This is a genomic window from Actinomadura napierensis (genome assembly GCF_039529375.1).
Taxonomy (GTDB): Bacteria; Actinomycetota; Actinomycetes; order Streptosporangiales; family Streptosporangiaceae; genus Spirillospora; species Spirillospora napierensis.
The window spans coordinates 75,816-91,943 of the sequence record NZ_BAAAMR010000004.1 but is presented as its reverse complement, the minus strand read 5'-3'; the positions used below and the strand labels follow the sequence as shown (position 1 = coordinate 91,943).

Here is a 16,128-nt window from a genome sequence, read left to right as displayed (position 1 = left end):
CACCGGTGCGGCGGCGCCGAACACGGCGGGTGCAACGAGGCATTTACACCCGACATTCGATGATCTAGGTTGGCCCTGTGTTCCGACGTTCCCCGGCCCTCGCCGACGACAGGTCGGGGCTCGAAATCACCTATTGGGAAAGCCGCGACGAGGAACTGCTGAAAGCCGGTCTCCCGGCGATGCTGCGGCGGTTTCCGGCGCTGGTCGCGGCGGCCGTCCGGCTCGCCTGGCAGGCGACCCGGCGCGACACGGCGGTGGCGCTCGGCGGCAACCTCGCGGCCGGGGTGTTCACCGCGTTCGGCCTGCTGGCCACCTCCGACGTCCTGGCGTCGCTGTTCGCGGCCGGGCCGACGCCCGGACGGGTCCGCGCGGCGCTGCCCGCGCTCGCGCTGGTGGGCGCGGCGGCGGGGCTGCGGGGCGCGCTGCTCACCGCCGCCGGCTGGGCACAGACCCGGCTGAAGCCGCAGGTCGAGCGGCAGGCGGAGACGCGGCTGTTCGAGCTGACGACCCGGGTGGAGCTGACCGCGTTCGACGACCACGAGTTCCACAACGCGATGCGCCGGGCCCGCGACAACGGCGTGCCCGACACCGCCACCGTCGTGGAGATGACGGTCGGCGTGCTGACCGGCGCGGTCGGGCTGGCCGCGCCCGCCGTCGCGCTCGGCCTGCTGCATCCCGCGCTGATGCCGCTGCTGCTGGTCACGGCCGTGCCCGCGGGCTGGGCCGCGTTGAAGACGGCGCGGCTGCGGTACGCGGCGTTCTACCGGCTGTCGGCGGCGCGGCGGCGCAAGTTCATGCTGTCGGACCTGATGGCCGAGCGGCAGCCCGCCGCCGAGGTCCGCGCGTTCACCCTGCGCGGCTTCCTGCTCGGCGAGTACGACCGGGTCGCGGAGCTCGAGCAGCGCGTCCAGCTGGACGTCGCGCGCCGCCAGACCGGCGCCAAGGCGGCCGGCGACCTGCTCACCGGCGTCGCCACCGTCGGCGTCTACTGCGCGCTCGGCGGCCTGCTCGCCGGCGGCGTCATCGCGCTGTCGGTCGCGGGCGCCGCCGTGCTGGCGATCCGGGCCGGGCAGTCGTCGCTCGCGGCGTGCGTGCTGAGCCTGAACAAGCTGTACGAGGCGGGCCTGTACTTCGGCGACTACCTGAACTTCCGCGCGCTGGCCGCCGAACGGCTCCCGCCGCCGGACGGCGCCGCGCCGCCCGCCGGGGACTTCGGCCGCATCACCGCCGACCGGGTGTCGTTCCGGTACCCGGGCGCGAGCACGCCCGCGCTCACCGACGTCAGCGTCACTGTGGGCCGCGGCGAGGTGATCGCGCTGGTCGGCGAGAACGGCTCGGGCAAGACGACGCTGGCCAAGCTGCTCGCCGGGCTGTACCGCCCCGACTCCGGGACGATCTTCTGGGACGACGCCGACCTCGCCGGCCTGGACGGCGACGCGCTCCGCCGGCGCGTCGCGGTGATCGCGCAGGACCACACGCGCTGGCCGCTGACCGTCCGGGAGAACATCGTGATGGGCCGGCCGCTCGACGAGGACCTGCTCGTGACCGCCGCGGCGGCCGCGGGCGCCGACCGGGTCGTCGACGAGCTGCCGGACGGGTACGACGCGCTGCTGGACCGGCGCTTCCGGGGCGGCCACGACCTGTCGGGCGGGCAGTGGCAGCGCATCGCCGCCGCGCGCGGCTTCTACCGGGACGCCGCGCTGGTCATCTTCGACGAGCCGACCTCGGCCCTGGACGCCCGCGCCGAGCACGCCCTGTTCGAGCGGATCCGGCGGCACGCGGACGGCCGGACGGTCGTGCTGATCACCCACCGGCTGGCGAGCGTCCGCTTCGCCGACCGCATCTACGTGCTGGACCACGGACGCGTCGCCGAGAGCGGCGCGCACGCCGACCTGCTCGCGGCGGACGGCCTGTACGCCGATCTGTACCGGCTCCAGGCGTCGGCGTTCCAGCCGGATCCGCAGGAGGTGGCGTGACCGTCCTGGCGTCGGCGTGGCCGGGGCTGATCGCGGTGCTGCTGGTCGCGGCCGTCGGCAAGGTCCGCGACGTGCGCGGCTTCGCGGCGGCGATCGAGGCGTACCGCGTCATGCCCGGCCGGCTGACCCGGGCCGCGGCGGTGGCGGTGCTGTCCGCCGAGGTCGCGGCGGCCGTGCTGCTGGCGGTGCCCGCCACGCGGCGCTGGGGCGCGCTGGCCGCGGCGGCGCTGTTCGCGGCGTTCCTCGGCGCGATGGCCGCGGTGCTGCGGCGCGGCATGCGGATCGACTGCGGCTGCTTCGGCTCGGCCCGCCGCCCGACGCCGGTCGGCGCCGCGTCGGTGGCCCGGACGGCGCTGCTCCTGCTGCTCGCCGTCATGGCGGCGGTCGCCGGACCCGCGCCGTTCTCGCCGGTGCAGCCGGTCCTCGCGGCGGTCTTCCTGGGCGTGGTCGCCGGGGTGCCCCGGCCGCGTCCCGGGGTCCGCGAGCCGGAGGCTCCGACGCCCGCCGGCCCGCGTCCCGGAACGCCCTTCGCGCTGAACGCGGCGATCGAGGCCCCGACGGTCTTCGTGCTGATCTCACCGGCGTGCGGCACCTGCCGGACCATGCTGCCGGTGTTCGCCGAGGCCGCGTCCGGGCGGCGGGTGGTGCTGGTGAGCGCGGCGGACGAGCGGGACGTCCGGCGGCACCTGGACGAGCACGGCGTCACCCTGCCGCTGGTGACCGACCCCGGCGTCTACGACGCCAACGACATCCCGTGGCCGCCGTACGCCGTCGTCACCGACGCCGGCGGGACCGTCCTCGCGGCGGGCGGCGCGGACACGCCCGCGCGGTTCCACGCCCTCCTGCAGCAGGCGGAGTCGGCGAGGCCGCGCCCCGCCCGCTGAACCCGGCAGACCGGTGGTCAGCGGGCCCGCATGCGCGCCACCACGCCGGTGTCGTAGCCGCCGGCCGCGAACTCCGGATAGTCGAGCAGCTCCGCCAGGAACGGCAGGTTCGTCGCGAGCCCCTCGATGCGGAACGCGCCCAGCGCGGCGCGGGCGCGGGCCAGGGCGTGCGCGCGGTCGTCGCCGTGCACGCACAGCTTGGCCAGCAGGGAGTCGTAGTGCCCGGTGACGGTGTTGCCCTCGGCGTAGCCGGCGTCGATGCGGATGCCGTCGCCGACCGGCTCCTCCCACACCTTGATCTTCCCGGGGCCGGGGACGAACAGCTCCGGGTCCTCGGCGTGGACGCGGAACTCGATCGCATGCCCGCGCGGCGCGGCCCCGACCGCGGTGACGGGCTCGGCGACGGGTTCGCCCGCCGCGATCCGGAACTGCTGCTCGACCAGGTCGACGCCGGTGACCAACTCGGTGACGGGGTGCTCGACCTGCAACCGGGTGGTCATCTCCAGGAAGAAGAACTCCTGCGCGGACGGGTCGACCAGCCATTCGACGGTCCCGGCGCCGCGGTGCCCGACGGCCCGGCCCGCGCGGACGGCGGCGGCCAGCATCCGCTCGCGCAGCGCCGCGCCGACGCCGGGCGACGGGGTCTCCTCGACGACCTTCTGGAACCGGCGCTGGACCGAGCAGTCCCGCTCCCCCAGCGCGACGACGGTGCCGTCCGCCAGGCCGAGGATCTGCACCTCGACGTGCCGGGCGCCCTCCACGTACCGCTCCAGCAGGATGTCGCCGTGCCCGAACAGCCGCCGGGCCTGGGTGCGGGCCGTCTCGAACGCGGTGCGCAGCGACGCCTCGTCGTACGCGGCGGCCAGCCCGGCGCCGCCCCCGCCGGCGGCGGGCTTCACCATCACCGGGTAGCCGATCCGCTCGGCCTCCTCCAGGGCGGTCGCCGCGTCCGGGACGGGCTCCCACGCGCCGGGCGCGACCGGGACGCCCGCCTCCTTCATCAGGTTCCGGGCGTTGATCTTGTCGCCCATCCGGGCGATCGTCAGCGGCGGCGCCCCGACCCAGACCAGGTCGCGCTCGGCGACCCGCCCGGCGAACGCGGCGTTCTCGGCGAGGAACCCGTAGCCGGGGTGGACCGCCTGCGCGTTCGTGCGGTGCGCGGCCTCCAGGATCGCCGCCGCGTTCAGGTAGCTGCGGGCCGGGTCGGCGGGGCCGATCAGCACCGCCTCGTCCGCCTCGGCGACGTACGGCAGGTCGGCGTCGGCCTCGGAGTACACCGCGATGGCCTTGAGTCCCATGGCGCGGGCGGTGTGCACGACACGGCCGGCGATCTCTCCCCGGTTCGCCACGAGCACGGACTCGAACACCTGCGGACTCCCCTTCGGCGCGACGGCGGCGCGTCCGGTTCTCCCGCGCCCGACCCGGCCGACCCTAGCGCGTCCGGCCCGCCTGCGCGGCCGTCCGCGGACGAGAGGCGGTCAGGGGCGGGGGCGGCGGTCGACGACGCGGCTGAGCGCCTCCACGACCGTCGGGTCGTACTCGGCGGCCGAGTCCAGCCGCAGCCGCTCCAGCACGGCGGCGCCGCGGTCGCGGTCGGCGGAGTCGCCCACCAGGTCGTCGTAGGCGTTGGCGACCTTGATGATGCGCCCCGCCAGCGGCGGCGCCGTCGCGGGCCGCTCGTCCTCCCCGGGCCCGCCGGCCGTCTCCGGGCCCGTCCGGTACGGGTGCGAGGACAGCTGGACGATCTGCGCGACCCGGTCCAGCACGCCGGTCTGCTTGATGACCTCGGCGCCCAGCTCGGCGATGCGGCGCTGCTCGGCGGGCGAGGCCAGCACGGTCGCGCCGCCGGGGATCGGGTCGCCCAGCGACAGCTGCCCGATGTCGTGCATCAGCGCCGCGTACTCCAGCTCCAGCAGCTCCTCCTCGGACATGCCGAGCTCGCGTCCCATCGCCACCGACAGCCGCGACACCCGGCGCGAGTGCCCGGTCTCGACGTACCCGCCGACTTCGGTGACCCGCGACAGCGCCCGGACGGTCTGCAGGTACGTCGCGCGGATCCCCGCGTACCGGCGGAACGCGAACTGGGTGACCAGGATCGGCACCGTGAAGATCAGCAGCGCGGCCTCGCCCATCGCGGTGGTCGCGACCGCGATCAGCATCGCGGTGGCGCTGGTCGCCGCGCACAGCGCCATCTTCGCGTCGATCTCGTCGCGCAGCGCGATGCCGAACCGGGCCCGCACCGCCTCCGCCCGGATCATCGCGGCGATCAGCACGTCGGTGAAGCACGACAGCACGACGACCAGGCCCATCACCGCGAGGAGCAGCTGCCAGGGCAGGCCGAGCGACAGCATCGGCCGGAAGCACAGCGCCACGATCGCGACGGTGAACAGCCGCCGCGCCATCGCGTCGGGCCGCGGCGACCGGCCGACCAGGATGTGCGGCAGCGAGCCGACCAGCATGCCGACCGACGTCACCGCGACGACCTGCAGCGGGGAATGCTCGGCGGGGACGACGCCGAGCGGGGCGTCCGGCGGGGCGCCCTCGGGGCCGATGCCGACCAGCAGCGCGTAACCCATCGCGCCGGCGCTGGCGATCGGCGCGACCTCGCGGTTGCCGGGCATCACCATCCGGAACAGCTCGCCGAGCGCGATCAGCACGCCGAAGATGATCGCGACGTTGGGCTGCCGCAGCCCGGCCGCGGCGACCTCGGTGATCGCGACGATGACGAACAGCCCGGCGGTCGCGATCAGCAGCAGCTGGCCGGAGTCGATGGTCTGCCACGCGGCCCGCTCGCGGCGGGCCCGGATCTGGGTGCTGCTCATGGGGGGTCCGGTCACCGCCGTGCTTCGTCTCCGGCGACCCGCAGCGGGGCGCTCGGGTCGTCGTGGTCCTGCTGGGTGGTCTCGACGACGTCGTCGTCCGGCAGCACGACCGGCCGCGGCGGCTCCCAGCCGTCCCGGTCCAGCGCGCGCAGGAACGCCTCCACCATCGGCGGGTCGAAGTGGTCGCCCATGCCGCGGCGCAGCTCCGCCACGGCCTCGCCCACGGTGCGGGCGGCCCGGTAGGAGCGGGTGGAGGTCATCGAGTCGAACGCGTCCGCGACGGAGATCACCCGGGCGAACTCGGGGATCTCGTCGCCGGCCAGGCCCATCGGGTAGCCGCGGCCGTTCACCTTCTCGTGGTGGTGCATGATCCCGGCGAGCGCCTCGTCCAGGAACCCGATCTCCCGGACGATCTCCAGCCCGCGCATCGGGTGCAGCTGGATCGCGGCGAACTCCTCCTCGGTGAGCGAGCCCGACTTCTGCAGCACCTTGGTCGGCACGCCGAGCTTGCCGACGTCGTGCAGCATGCCCGCGTACCGGATCGCCTCGACCCGGTCGGCGCGCATGCCGATCTCCTGGGCGATCATCACCGAGCCGCGGGAGACCCGCTCGGAGTGGCCGCGGGTGTAGTAGTCCTTGGTCTCGACGGCCTGGCAGAGCGCGGCGAGGGTGGCGGCGTGCGCCTGCTGCTGCCCGTACGCCTGGTCCATCGCCCAGCGGGCGATGAACAGCGGCAGCAGCACCAGCACGGCGGCGAAGGCGCCGATCCGCGGCCACAGCCCGGCGATCAGCAGGCCGACCATGCCGTAGCCGAGGCAGCCGACGGCGAGCTGGCCGCTCTCGTGCAGCAGCTCGCGCGGGTCGGCCTGCCGGGACAGCAGCAGGACCCCGGCCATCAGCAGCAGGTTGACCAGCACGAAGGTGACCAGGGCGCCGAGGAACGGGCCGATCACGTTCTCCACCCAGCGGGTCTGCTCGGGATGGAAGCGGTCACCGCCGAGCAGGTCGAAGACCGTGCCGGCGCAGAAGCCGCTGAGCGCGAACTGGGCGCCGTTGAAGGCGCGCTTCTCGGGCGCGAAGAACCGCTGGCCGGTGACCAGGGCGCTGAGCCCGAGCAGCGCCGCGCCGGCCGGGCCGAGCAGCACGACCCCCGCCAGGCTGGCGGCGAAGCTCAGCGAGACCCGGGCCCGCTCCACGTTCAGCCGGGCGGGCGCCGAGTCGCAGATCAGGAACAGCAGTGCCAGTACGGCCAGCTTGGTCCAGTCCACCCCCGCGAAGGACGACGTGGCGATGACCGCGGCCGCGAGCGCGACCACACCGCACACGTACGCCCAGGCAGCGAGAGGTAGTCCACGCATTGCCGCCCCTTAGGGAGTGACGAACGAGCGGGCCGCCGCCGGGATCGAGCGTGCCTGCCGGCACTAGACCCAGGAAACGCCCTCGGGCATCGTCAGCGACATCGTGGCCTCCGGGCACCGGCCTCGCACGGCCGGAATCTCGCGCTTGAGCATGGCTTCCGCCTCCCCCGTCTGACCGGGTCGGCCGGCGCGCGGCCGGACCACCGGATCCGGACGGCCCCGGTCTCCCGGAACCGCACATACCCCGAATTCACGAGGCGTGCACGCGTTCCCGTCGCTGATTTCGGCACAAGCCTAACGCGAACTGCCCAGGTCACACAGGCATGCGGGGAATCGTGAGCAAAGCGTGAAGCAGGCGTCACTTTAAGTGATCAATTGCCGGGGATAATGCACCGAGCGTACCCGCACAATGCCTCTGCACAATCCCCATGCACGTGCATCTGCAAATGGCATTCTTAAACCGCCCCGAATCAACCCATCAATGGCACCAAACCCGCATTCCCACAGGTCTCCGGCATCAGGCGGTGCGTCCGCGGGCCCAGGCGGCCGTCTCGGCGAGGCCGTCCACGAGGCTCACCCGCGGCTCCCAGCCGAGCGCCGCGCGCGTCGGCCCCGGGTCCACCGCCATCGCGGGCAGGTCGCCCAGGCGCGGCGGCGCGAACTCCGGCTCGTCCGGCGCGCCCACCGCGGCGGCGACGAGCCCGTGCAGGTCGCGGTCGGTCGTCTGCAGGCCCGTCCCCACGTTGAACCGCCCGCCGCCGCCCGCCCCGCCCGTCGCGCGCGCGAACGCGTCCACCACGTCCAGGACGTACACGTAGTCGCGGGTCTGCCGGCCGTCCCCGAACACCCGCGTCGGACGGCCCGCCAGCAGCGCGTCGGTGAAGATCGAGATCACGCCGGCCTCGCCCTCGGGCGTCTGCCGCGGCCCGTACACGTTCGCCAGCGTCAGCGTCGTGTAGTCGAGCCCGTGCAGCGCCCTGTACATCCCGGCGTACACCTCGCCCGACACCTTGGACGCCGCGTAGGGCGACGCCGGACGCAGCGGCGCGTCCGGCGGGACGGGCAGCGCGTCCGGCACCCCGTACACCGCGCAACTGGAGGTGAACACGACCTTGCGGCTCCCCGCCGCGCGCGCCGCCTCCAGCACGTTCGCCGTCCCCACCGCGTTGACCCGCGCGTCGTGCAGCGGATCGGCCACGCTGGCGCGGACGCTCACCTGTGCCGCGAGATGGCAGATCACCTCGGGACGGCGCTCCGCGACGCGGTCGGCCAGCGCGGGATCGGCCACGTCCATCCGCCACAGCTCGACCGCCGGGTTGAGGTTGGCGCCCGACGACAGGTCGTCCACGCCGACGACCTCATGGCCGTCGGCGAGGAGCCGGTCGACGAGATGGGACCCGATGAAGCCGGCGGCGCCGGTGACGAGAGCGAGCACTCCAGCACGATACCCAGCCCGCCACCGGGCGATCATGCCCCGCGCGTCCGGCCCCGGACATCAGGGGCCGGCCCCGGGCATCAGGGCTCGGGCTCAGGCCGACTCGGACGCGCCCGCGCCGCCGGAGGCCTTGATCTCGCCGCAGATCTCCTCGATCCGGCCGAGCACCTTGGAGCGCAGCTCGACCGGCGCCTGCTCGCAGCCGCAGGACTTGTTCACGATCTTCTTGACGGCCTCCTCGAGGCCGTACTCGCGCAGGCAGGGCCCGCACTCGTCGAGGTGCTCGCGCACCTCGCCGCAGCCGCCCTGGTCCAGCTCGCCGTCAATGTAGCTGTAGACGCGTGCGAGGACCTCTTCGCAGGACGTTTCGTGGTGGTCGCCACAGCTCATGGCTCACGCACCCCTCTCGCTCACCGCGCCGCGCCCGGCCGCGGTGTCCGGCATGTCGCTCCGCTCTGCGCGTCCGGCGCGTCCCCGGCTCATGCCGGTCCCCCGGTGGTGCGCGTCAGGCCGCGGTCCTGAGCGTAGTCCTCCAGCATGCCCCGCAACTGCCGCCGCCCGCGGTGGAGGCGCGACATCACGGTGCCGATGGGCGTGCCCATGATGTCGGCGATCTCCTTGTAGGCGAAGCCCTCGACGTCGGCGAGGTAGACGGCGATGCGGAACTCCTCCGGCAGGTCCTGCAGCGCCCGCTTGACGTCGGAGTCTGGCAGGTGCTCCAGCGCCTCCGCTTCAGCGGACTTCAGGCCGCTGGAGGTGTGCGACTCCGCGCGCGCGAGCTGCCAGTCCTCGATCTCCTCGGTGGCCGACTGCTGCGGCTGCCGCTGCCGCTTGCGGTAGGAGTTGATGAACGTGTTGGTCAGGATGCGGTACAGCCACGCCTTGAGGTTGGTGCCTTCCTTGAACTGGTGGAAGGACGCGAACGCCTTGGCGAAGGTCTCCTGTACGAGATCCTCGGCGTCCGCCGGGTTGCGCGTCATGCGCAGCGCGGCCGAGTACAGCTGGTCCAAGAACGGGAGCACGTCGCGCTGGAACCGCTCCTGGCGCTGCTCAACGGTCTCCGTGGTACCCGGTACCTGACCCACCCCCTTGACTGTGGCGCCCTTGGCCTTGGCCGGCCTCGTGGCGTCGTATCCCACAGACGATATCGGGCCGCGCTGCCTCATCACGCCCTCGGGGGCGCGCGCGCCGCCGGGCGGGGACACTACCCCCGCGCCGCGCGGGTAATCGGCAACGGCTGTGGTCATCGGCCTGCACCTCCGCTGTACTCGTGCTTGGCGCCGCCCGCCGCACGGCCGGCGCGGCCTTGTCCGCCGCGCCCGCACCGCTTTATGCGGACGGTTATGAGACGGTGCAACGCCGGGACGCGCCCGCCGATTCCCCGACCGGGAGCCGTGCGCGGAAAAGGTTCCGGAACTTCCCGCGCGGGCCGGGCCACCTCCCCCCGGCCTGCACGGAGGGTGATGACCGGGCCCTGATGGGGAAGAACTGACATACACGGCGAGAACAGGAGCAAACGTTGCTACCGGTGCCGGCGCGACCTCCCGAGCCCACCATCGCCAGCCTGCGCGACTCCCCCGAGGGCGACGCGCTGGCGCGCTACTGGAGGTTCTACTGGGCGGTGGCCGACGCGCAGCTGGCGCGCTGGCTGCCGCGCAGGCCGTCGCGCGTCCTCGACATCTCCGGCGACCACGGCCGCTGCGCGGAGCGCGCCGCCGAGGCCGGCCACTCCGTCGTCGAGGTCCGCGACCCCCTGCTCGCGCGCCGCACGGCCGGAGCGCCCGCCGACGGGGCGTCCGGCGACGGGCGGGCCGGCCCGGGGAACGGGACGGTCAAGATCCTCGGGGACTCGGGGTCGCTCGCCTTCCTCGGCGACGCCTCCATGGACGCCGTCCTCGCCGAGAACCGGGTGCTGTCGCGGCATCTGGCCACCGAGGAGACCGTCGCCGAGATCGCCCGGGTGCTGCGGCCGGGCGGCCGCGTCCTGCTGTGCGTGGACTCCCTGACGCTCGGCATGGCGCTGCTGGCCGAGCAGAGCCACTGGGCGCACCTGTCGGACGTGCCGAGCGCGGAGGTCGTCCTGGTGCCCTGGCCGGACGGGACGATCACCCGCTGCTTCGGCGCGGACCAGCTCCGCGAGCTGCTCGCCGAGGTCGGGCTGGAGGTCTGCTGGATCAGGCCGCGCACGGCGCTGTCCCCGTCGACCGTCGAGCACGTGCTGTCCTCGTCCCCGGACGCGCTGCCCCGCCTCGTCCGCACCGAGCTGAACGCCCCGGCCGGGGACGAGTCGCTGGGCTTCCACCTCCTGGCCAGCGCCAAGCGGCTCTAGCGGCCCCGGCGGTCGTGCTTGGCCTGGCAGGGCACGCAGCGGGCGGCGTCCGGACGGGCCTCCAGGCGCCCTTCGGGGACCGGACGGCCGCAGCCGACGCACCGTCCGTAGGTGCCGGCGCCGACGCGGTCCAGGGCGGCCTGGACCGCGGCGCGGTGCCGGCGCAGGGAGTCGAGCGCGGCCTCGACGCGGTCGCGGTCGGAAAGGCCGGAGCCGGCGTCCGCCGGGGACGGGTCGCGCTCCGGGCCCTCCCCGCGCAGAATGGCGATGGAACGATCCAGGTCCTCGATCATGGCCTGCAGGCGGGAACGGGCTGCGGCTGCGTCCACGGGCTCCGAACTCCTCCCGGTGGGGGTCTCCGGGCAATGCCGACCGACAATGCCGTCCGGCAATGGCGGGCCGGGTTCCGGCCGCCGGAGCGGGGAAGGGCCGGGAGGGGCCGGGGCGGCGGTCGGAACCGGTCAGAACAAGGCGCCGGAATGGTTGCCGGAACTATCCCCATTACCGGACGGTTCTATGAGTTCCGGCCCGTTGTTTTTCACGCTGTTGACCGCTTTCGACACCGGAAAGGCGTCCATCGTGCCGGCCATGGCGGGAACGAGCAGCCCCCGCACCTGCTCCGGGTCGGTCAGCTCAGGGTCGAGCCAGGCGTCCCACCGCCCGGGCTCGACGACCATCGGCATCCGGTCGTGGATGCGGCCGAGGTCGTCCGGCGCGTTCGTGGTGATCACCGTGCAGGTCCACAGCCAGTCGGCGTCCTCGTCGTCGCGCGGCTTCCACAGCTCGTAAAGCCCGGCCATCGCCATCACGGCGCCGTCTTTCGGGCGGATGAAGAACGGCTGCTTCTGCGGCTTCCTCTTGGCCTTCTTCTCCCCCTCCGCCGGATCGTCCGGGGATTCGAGCGTGTACCACTCGAAGTAGCCGTCGGCGGGCAGCAGGCAGCGCCGCCTGCCGAACGCCCGGCGGTACGACGGCTTCTCGTGGACGGTCTCGACCCGCGCGTTGATCATGCGGGAGCCGATCGACAGGTCCTTGGCCCAGGACGGGACGAGCCCCCAGCGGAGCGTGCGGAGCTGGCGCACCGCCTCCTCCTCGTCGGCCGCGTCCTTCGGGCGCCGGTTCAGGACCGCCGGGACCTGTTTCGTCGGAGCGACGTTGTAGTCGGGCTGGATCTCCCCGCCGGCCGCGTCGACCTGCACCTGGAACTCGTCCAGGAGCTCCTGACGCGCGCGGGTGGTGGCATATCGACCGCACATGGTCCCCATCCTGCCGCGCTTGAGGCGCCTTGTGGCGGGCATGTAGCGGGTCATGCGACCCATCGAGACCCTGGCCCGCCCCCTGGTGGCGGCCCCGTTCATCATGACCGGTCTGGAGGCGGTCCGCGATCCGCGCCCGCGCGCCGAGCAGGTCGGGCCGTCGGTGAAGCCGATCGCCGACCGGATCGACTGGATGCCGAAGGACCCCGAGACCCTCGTCCGGATCGAGGGCGCGATCAGCATCGGCACCGGCGCCCTGCTGGTCATGGGCAGGTTCCGGCGGCTGACGACGCTGCTGCTGGCCGCCCAGATGGTGCCGACGCTGGCGACCGAGCACCGCTACTGGACCGAGGACGACCCCGAGCGCCGCGCCGGCGAGCGCTCCCACCTGCTCAAGAACGCCGCCCTGTTCGGCGCGCTGCTGATGTCGGCGACGCAGCCGCGCCGCCAGCCGCGCACGGCGGAGCTGCGCCGCGCCGTCCGCGAGTCGCAGATCAAGTCCGGCGCCGAGGCCAAGGCGATGCGCCGGGAGGCCGCGGTGACGCTGCGGGAGGCCCGCCGGGAGGCGGCCCGGCAGGTCCGCGTGGCCCGCGCCGAGGGCGGCCGGAAGGCGGCCAAGGGGGCCGCGAAGGTCGGCGGTGGCGGCGGCGCCCTGTTCGGCACCAAGCTGACGAAGGCGTCCGCCAAGGCCGGGAAGGCGTCCGGCAAGGCGTCCGGCCTGATGTCGCAGGCCGGCAAGTCCATCAAGGCCGGCGCCGCGACGCAGGCCGCCAAGGCCGCCAAGTCGCGCCGCGGCGGCGGCGCGAAGCTCGGCATGAAGCTGGGCAGGACGTCCGGGAGGGCCTCCGGCCGGGGCGGCGCGCTGCTCGGCGGGCTGAAGCTCGGCAAGGCGTCCGGCAAGGGCGGCCGGTTCGGCCTGAAGGGCGGCAAGGCCGCCGGGAAGGCGGGCTGGGCCTCCGGCAAGGCGACCGGCATGGCGTCCCAGGCCGGCAAGACCGTGAAGGCGCAGACCGCCGCGCAGGCCGCCCGCGCCGCCAAGGCCGGCAAGACGGTCAAGGCGGGCACCGCGACGCAGGCCGCCAAGGCCGCGAAGGCCGGCAAGACGGTCGGAACCGGCACGGCCGTGCAGGCGGGCAAGGTGTTGCAGTCCGTCAAGCACTGAGCCTCCGGGCGCCGGCTTCCCGAAGGGAGCCTTAACGCGGTCTCAAATCCGTTGAACCGCGACCCGGGTCGCCCGCGTACTGCCAGGTGACCGCCCCCCGACGTGGGTTCTTCGACCGACACGGAGACGCCCGGCCATGGCAGTACCCGGATCGACCCGCCGGACCGGCGGCCTGCGGAGCCTGCTCCGCAGGCCCGGCCCGGACGGCGGCCCGCGCCCCGCACCGGACGGCGAGGAGCTGGTGGCGGAGCTGTACCGGGAGTACCAGCGGCCGCTGCTGTCGTTCGTGCTGCGGCTGACCGGCGGCGACCGGCAGTGGGCGGAGGACGTGGCGCAGGAGACGATGATCCGGGCGTGGCGCAGCGCCGGCCGGCTGGACGCCCGCTCGTCCTCGCTGATGCCCTGGCTCGCCACGGTGGCCCGGCGTATCGTGATCGACGACCGGCGGCACCGCGACGTACGGCCGCCCGAGGTCGGCGACGCCCCCCTGGAGAACCTCCCGATGGCGGACGAGATGGACGGCCTGCTGCGCAAGGTCGTCGTGACCGAGGCGCTGGCCTCGCTGTCGCCCGCGCACCGGCAGGCGCTGACCGAGACGGTGCTCCGCGACCGGACGGTGAACCAGGCCGCCGAGCACCTCGGGATCCCGGTCGGCACAGTGAAGTCCCGCGTCTACTACGCGCTGCGCGCCCTGCGCGTCGCCTTGGAGGAGAGGGGGGTGCGGGACTCTTGACTGACATACGGACGAACGTGCGCATCTGTGGATGTGTGTCATCCGAGCTCTGGCGCCGCCCGGGTTTTACCGACCGGGGTTTGTCGGTGGCCTCGGTTACGGTGCGGGTTGTGATGGTGACGCAAGCGTACCGGTTCGCGCTGGACCCCACTCCTCGGCAGAAGCAGGCATTGTGCTCGCATGCGGGGGCGGCGCGGTTCGCTTGGAACTGGGGCCTGGACGCCTGCCGGGACCGTCACGACGCCGAGGGCAAGTGGTGGTCCGGGGTGGAATTGCACCGGTTGTGGAACCAGGTGAAGAAGACCAACCCGGCGCTGGGGTGGTGGAGCGAGAACTCCAAGTGCGTGTACCAGGAGGCGTTCCGGGACCTGGACCGGGCCTTGCGTGACTTCGTCCGCTCCCGTAATGGCACCCGCGAGGGGCGTCGGCTGGGATTTCCCCGGTTCAAGAAGCGGGGCCGGTGCCGTGACTCCTTCCGGTTCGGCTCCGGGGCGATGCGCTGTGCAGGCCGGACCGTCACGCTGCCGCGTCTGGGGACGATCGCCACGCACGAGTCCACCCGCAAACTGGCCCGCCGGCTGGGGAACGGGACGGCGCGGATCCTGTCGGCCACGGTGTCGCGGGCCGCGCACCGCTGGTTCGTGTCGTTCACCGTGCAGGTCGACCGTACGGTTCCCGGGCGGCACGCCCGGCCAGGCAGCGCCGTGGGCGTCGACCTGGGCGTGAAGACGCTGCTGACCGCCGTCGACGACCACGGCGGCGTGACCGAGATCGCCGGGCCGAAGGCCTTGCGGGCCGGGCTGCGCAAACTCCAGCGGCTGAGCAAAGCCCACTCCCGCGCACAGCGAGGGTCGGCCAACCGCGCCAAGGCCGCAGGGCGGCTCGCCCGCCACCACGCCCGCGTCGCCAACGTCCGCGCGGACGCGCTGCACAAGGCCACCACCGCCCTGGCGGCCCGCTACGAGACCGTCGTGGTGGAAGACCTGAACGTCACGGGCATGGTCGCCAACCGGCGGATGGCCCGCGCGGTCGCCGACCAGGGGTTCGCAGCCGTCCGGCGGATGCTGAAGTACAAGACCGGATGGAACGGCGGGCGGCTGGTCGTGGCCGACCGCTGGTTCCCCTCCTCTAAGACCTGCTCGGGCTGCGGTGGGCGAAAGCCAAGCCTGTCGCTGTCCGAGCGGACCTTCCGGTGCGAGGCGTGCGACCTGGTGCTGGGCCGGGACGTCAATGCCGCAATCAATCTGCGTGACCTCGCCGCCAGTGGGGCGGAGAGACGAAACGCCTGTGGAGGCGATGCCAGACCCGGCCCCGCCGGGCAGCCGCCCGGGAAGCAGGAACCCGGCAACCGCGAACGCGGGCAAGACCGGGACCGCCGCCGCGCAAGCGACGGCTACCCGAACAGCGGATACCCGTATCCGCTCACGTTCCAGGTAACGGTGACCTCATGAGTTTTCAGGTCGAGCACACCGACGTCGGCGCCTATGCGCTAGGGCTTCTCGAAGCCGATGATCGGCGGGCCTTCGAGGCGCATCTGCGGGGGTGCGGCGTCTGCCGGGCCGAGTTGGGCGAGATGGGCGCGCTGGCCGAGGCGCTCTCCGGGGTCGATCCGGCGGAGGCCGAGCCCCCGGGGGAGCCCGCGAGACCGCCCGCGCCGGTGATCGACCTGGTCCGGCGCAAGCAGGCCAGGGACCGGCGGGTGCGGCGCGTCGCGTACGCGGCCGGCGCGGCGGCGGCCGCCGCGCTGTTCCGGGCCGGGGTCGGCGTCGGGACGACGCTGGGCGGCGACGACGAGCAGAAGCCGCCGCCCCAGGCGCAGGCGATCGTGGGCGAGCGGCACCAGGCGACCGACGCGGGGACCGGCGCGTCCGGCACGGTCGGGCTCGTGAACAAGAAGTGGGGCACGCAGATCAGCTTCGAGCTGGCCAAGGTCAAGGGCCCGCTGAAGTGCCATCTGGAGGCGGTGTCGACTTCGGGCGCGCGGACGGTCGTCGGCGGCTGGCGCGTCCCGGCGCCCGGCTACGGCGTCCCCGGGTCGCCGAAACCGCTCACCATGCAGGGCGCTACGGCCCTGTCGCGCGACGAGATCAGCCGCTTCCAGGTGGTGGTGGACGGCGGCGGGACCCTGCTCACCATCCCCGTCTGAGCGGGAAATCCGCTCGCCGCGCTACCG

General features: G+C 73.8%; 15 protein-coding genes. 7 read left to right on the top strand and 8 right to left on the bottom strand.

The annotated features are described in order from the left end of the window. Positions 1–77: 77 nt before the first annotated feature. Complete coding sequence (locus ABD296_RS04110; protein WP_344261562.1) at positions 78–1,976, top strand: ABC transporter ATP-binding protein; 1,899 nt, start codon at positions 78–80, stop codon at positions 1,974–1,976. Further along, a complete protein-coding gene (locus ABD296_RS04105; RefSeq protein ID WP_344261560.1) occupies positions 1,973–2,860 on the top strand; it encodes a TlpA family protein disulfide reductase in 888 nt (295 codons plus the stop codon). Before ABD296_RS04110 ends, ABD296_RS04105 begins: the two co-directional genes overlap by 4 nt. A gap of 17 nt (positions 2,861–2,877) precedes the next feature. Here ABD296_RS04105 and ABD296_RS04100 read toward each other — a convergent pair whose 3' ends face one another. The 6 genes from ABD296_RS04100 to ABD296_RS04075 form a co-directional block, all read right to left on the bottom strand. Beyond that, positions 2,878–4,227, bottom strand: coding sequence for an acetyl-CoA carboxylase biotin carboxylase subunit (locus tag ABD296_RS04100; protein ID WP_344261558.1), 1,350 nt, complete (start codon positions 4,225–4,227; stop codon positions 2,878–2,880). A gap of 111 nt (positions 4,228–4,338) precedes the next feature. Further along, on the bottom strand, positions 4,339–5,682 hold the full coding sequence (locus ABD296_RS04095; protein WP_344261556.1) for an HD-GYP domain-containing protein: 1,344 nt from the start codon (positions 5,680–5,682) through the stop codon (positions 4,339–4,341). A gap of 11 nt (positions 5,683–5,693) precedes the next feature. Further along, the gene (locus tag ABD296_RS04090) at positions 5,694–7,040 is read right to left on the bottom strand and encodes an HD-GYP domain-containing protein (protein ID WP_344261554.1); all 1,347 of its coding nucleotides are present in this window, start codon (positions 7,038–7,040) and stop codon (positions 5,694–5,696) included. A gap of 517 nt (positions 7,041–7,557) precedes the next feature. After that, positions 7,558–8,475 carry an NAD-dependent epimerase/dehydratase family protein gene (locus ABD296_RS04085; RefSeq protein WP_344261552.1) on the bottom strand — a complete coding sequence of 306 codons (918 nt, stop codon included), beginning with the start codon at positions 8,473–8,475 and terminating at the stop codon, positions 7,558–7,560. A gap of 93 nt (positions 8,476–8,568) precedes the next feature. Beyond that, complete coding sequence (rsrA, locus tag ABD296_RS04080; RefSeq protein ID WP_344261550.1) at positions 8,569–8,865, bottom strand: mycothiol system anti-sigma-R factor; 297 nt, start codon at positions 8,863–8,865, stop codon at positions 8,569–8,571. A gap of 89 nt (positions 8,866–8,954) precedes the next feature. Then, complete coding sequence (locus ABD296_RS04075; RefSeq protein ID WP_344261548.1) at positions 8,955–9,560, bottom strand: sigma-70 family RNA polymerase sigma factor; 606 nt, start codon at positions 9,558–9,560, stop codon at positions 8,955–8,957. 443 nt (positions 9,561–10,003) lie between these two features. On the opposite strand from ABD296_RS04075, the gene ABD296_RS04070 reads away from it, so the two are divergent. Beyond that, positions 10,004–10,804 (top strand): class I SAM-dependent methyltransferase, encoded by an 801-nt coding sequence (locus ABD296_RS04070; RefSeq protein ID WP_344261546.1) that lies wholly within the window; start codon positions 10,004–10,006, stop codon positions 10,802–10,804. On the opposite strand, the gene ABD296_RS04065 is transcribed toward ABD296_RS04070, so the two are convergent. Beyond that, positions 10,801–11,133, bottom strand: a complete 333-nt coding sequence (locus ABD296_RS04065) for a TraR/DksA family transcriptional regulator (RefSeq protein WP_344261544.1) — start codon at positions 11,131–11,133, stop codon at positions 10,801–10,803. The two genes, ABD296_RS04070 and ABD296_RS04065, sit on opposite strands and share 4 nt — an antisense overlap. Before the next feature lie 132 nt (positions 11,134–11,265). Next, on the bottom strand, positions 11,266–12,060 hold the full coding sequence (locus ABD296_RS04060; RefSeq protein ID WP_344261542.1) for an SOS response-associated peptidase: 795 nt from the start codon (positions 12,058–12,060) through the stop codon (positions 11,266–11,268). A 52-nt stretch (positions 12,061–12,112) separates the two neighbouring features. On the opposite strand from ABD296_RS04060, the gene ABD296_RS04055 reads away from it, so the two are divergent. The 4 genes from ABD296_RS04055 (at position 12,113) to ABD296_RS04040 (ending at position 16,101) form a co-directional block, all read left to right on the top strand. Continuing rightward, positions 12,113–13,222: a DoxX family protein gene (locus ABD296_RS04055; RefSeq protein WP_344261540.1), complete on the top strand. Its 1,110-nt coding sequence runs from the start codon at positions 12,113–12,115 to the stop codon at positions 13,220–13,222. A gap of 136 nt (positions 13,223–13,358) precedes the next feature. Further along, positions 13,359–13,955: a sigma-70 family RNA polymerase sigma factor gene (locus ABD296_RS04050; RefSeq protein ID WP_407061439.1), complete on the top strand. Its 597-nt coding sequence runs from the start codon at positions 13,359–13,361 to the stop codon at positions 13,953–13,955. A 113-nt stretch (positions 13,956–14,068) separates the two neighbouring features. Further along, positions 14,069–15,406, top strand: a complete 1,338-nt coding sequence (gene tnpB / locus ABD296_RS04045; RefSeq protein WP_344261728.1) for an IS607 family element RNA-guided endonuclease TnpB — start codon at positions 14,069–14,071, stop codon at positions 15,404–15,406. Beyond that, positions 15,403–16,101, top strand: a complete 699-nt coding sequence (locus ABD296_RS04040; protein ID WP_344261538.1) for an anti-sigma factor family protein — start codon at positions 15,403–15,405, stop codon at positions 16,099–16,101. The genes tnpB and ABD296_RS04040 overlap by 4 nt, the downstream gene beginning before the upstream one ends. The last annotated feature ends 27 nt before the right edge of the window (positions 16,102–16,128 follow it).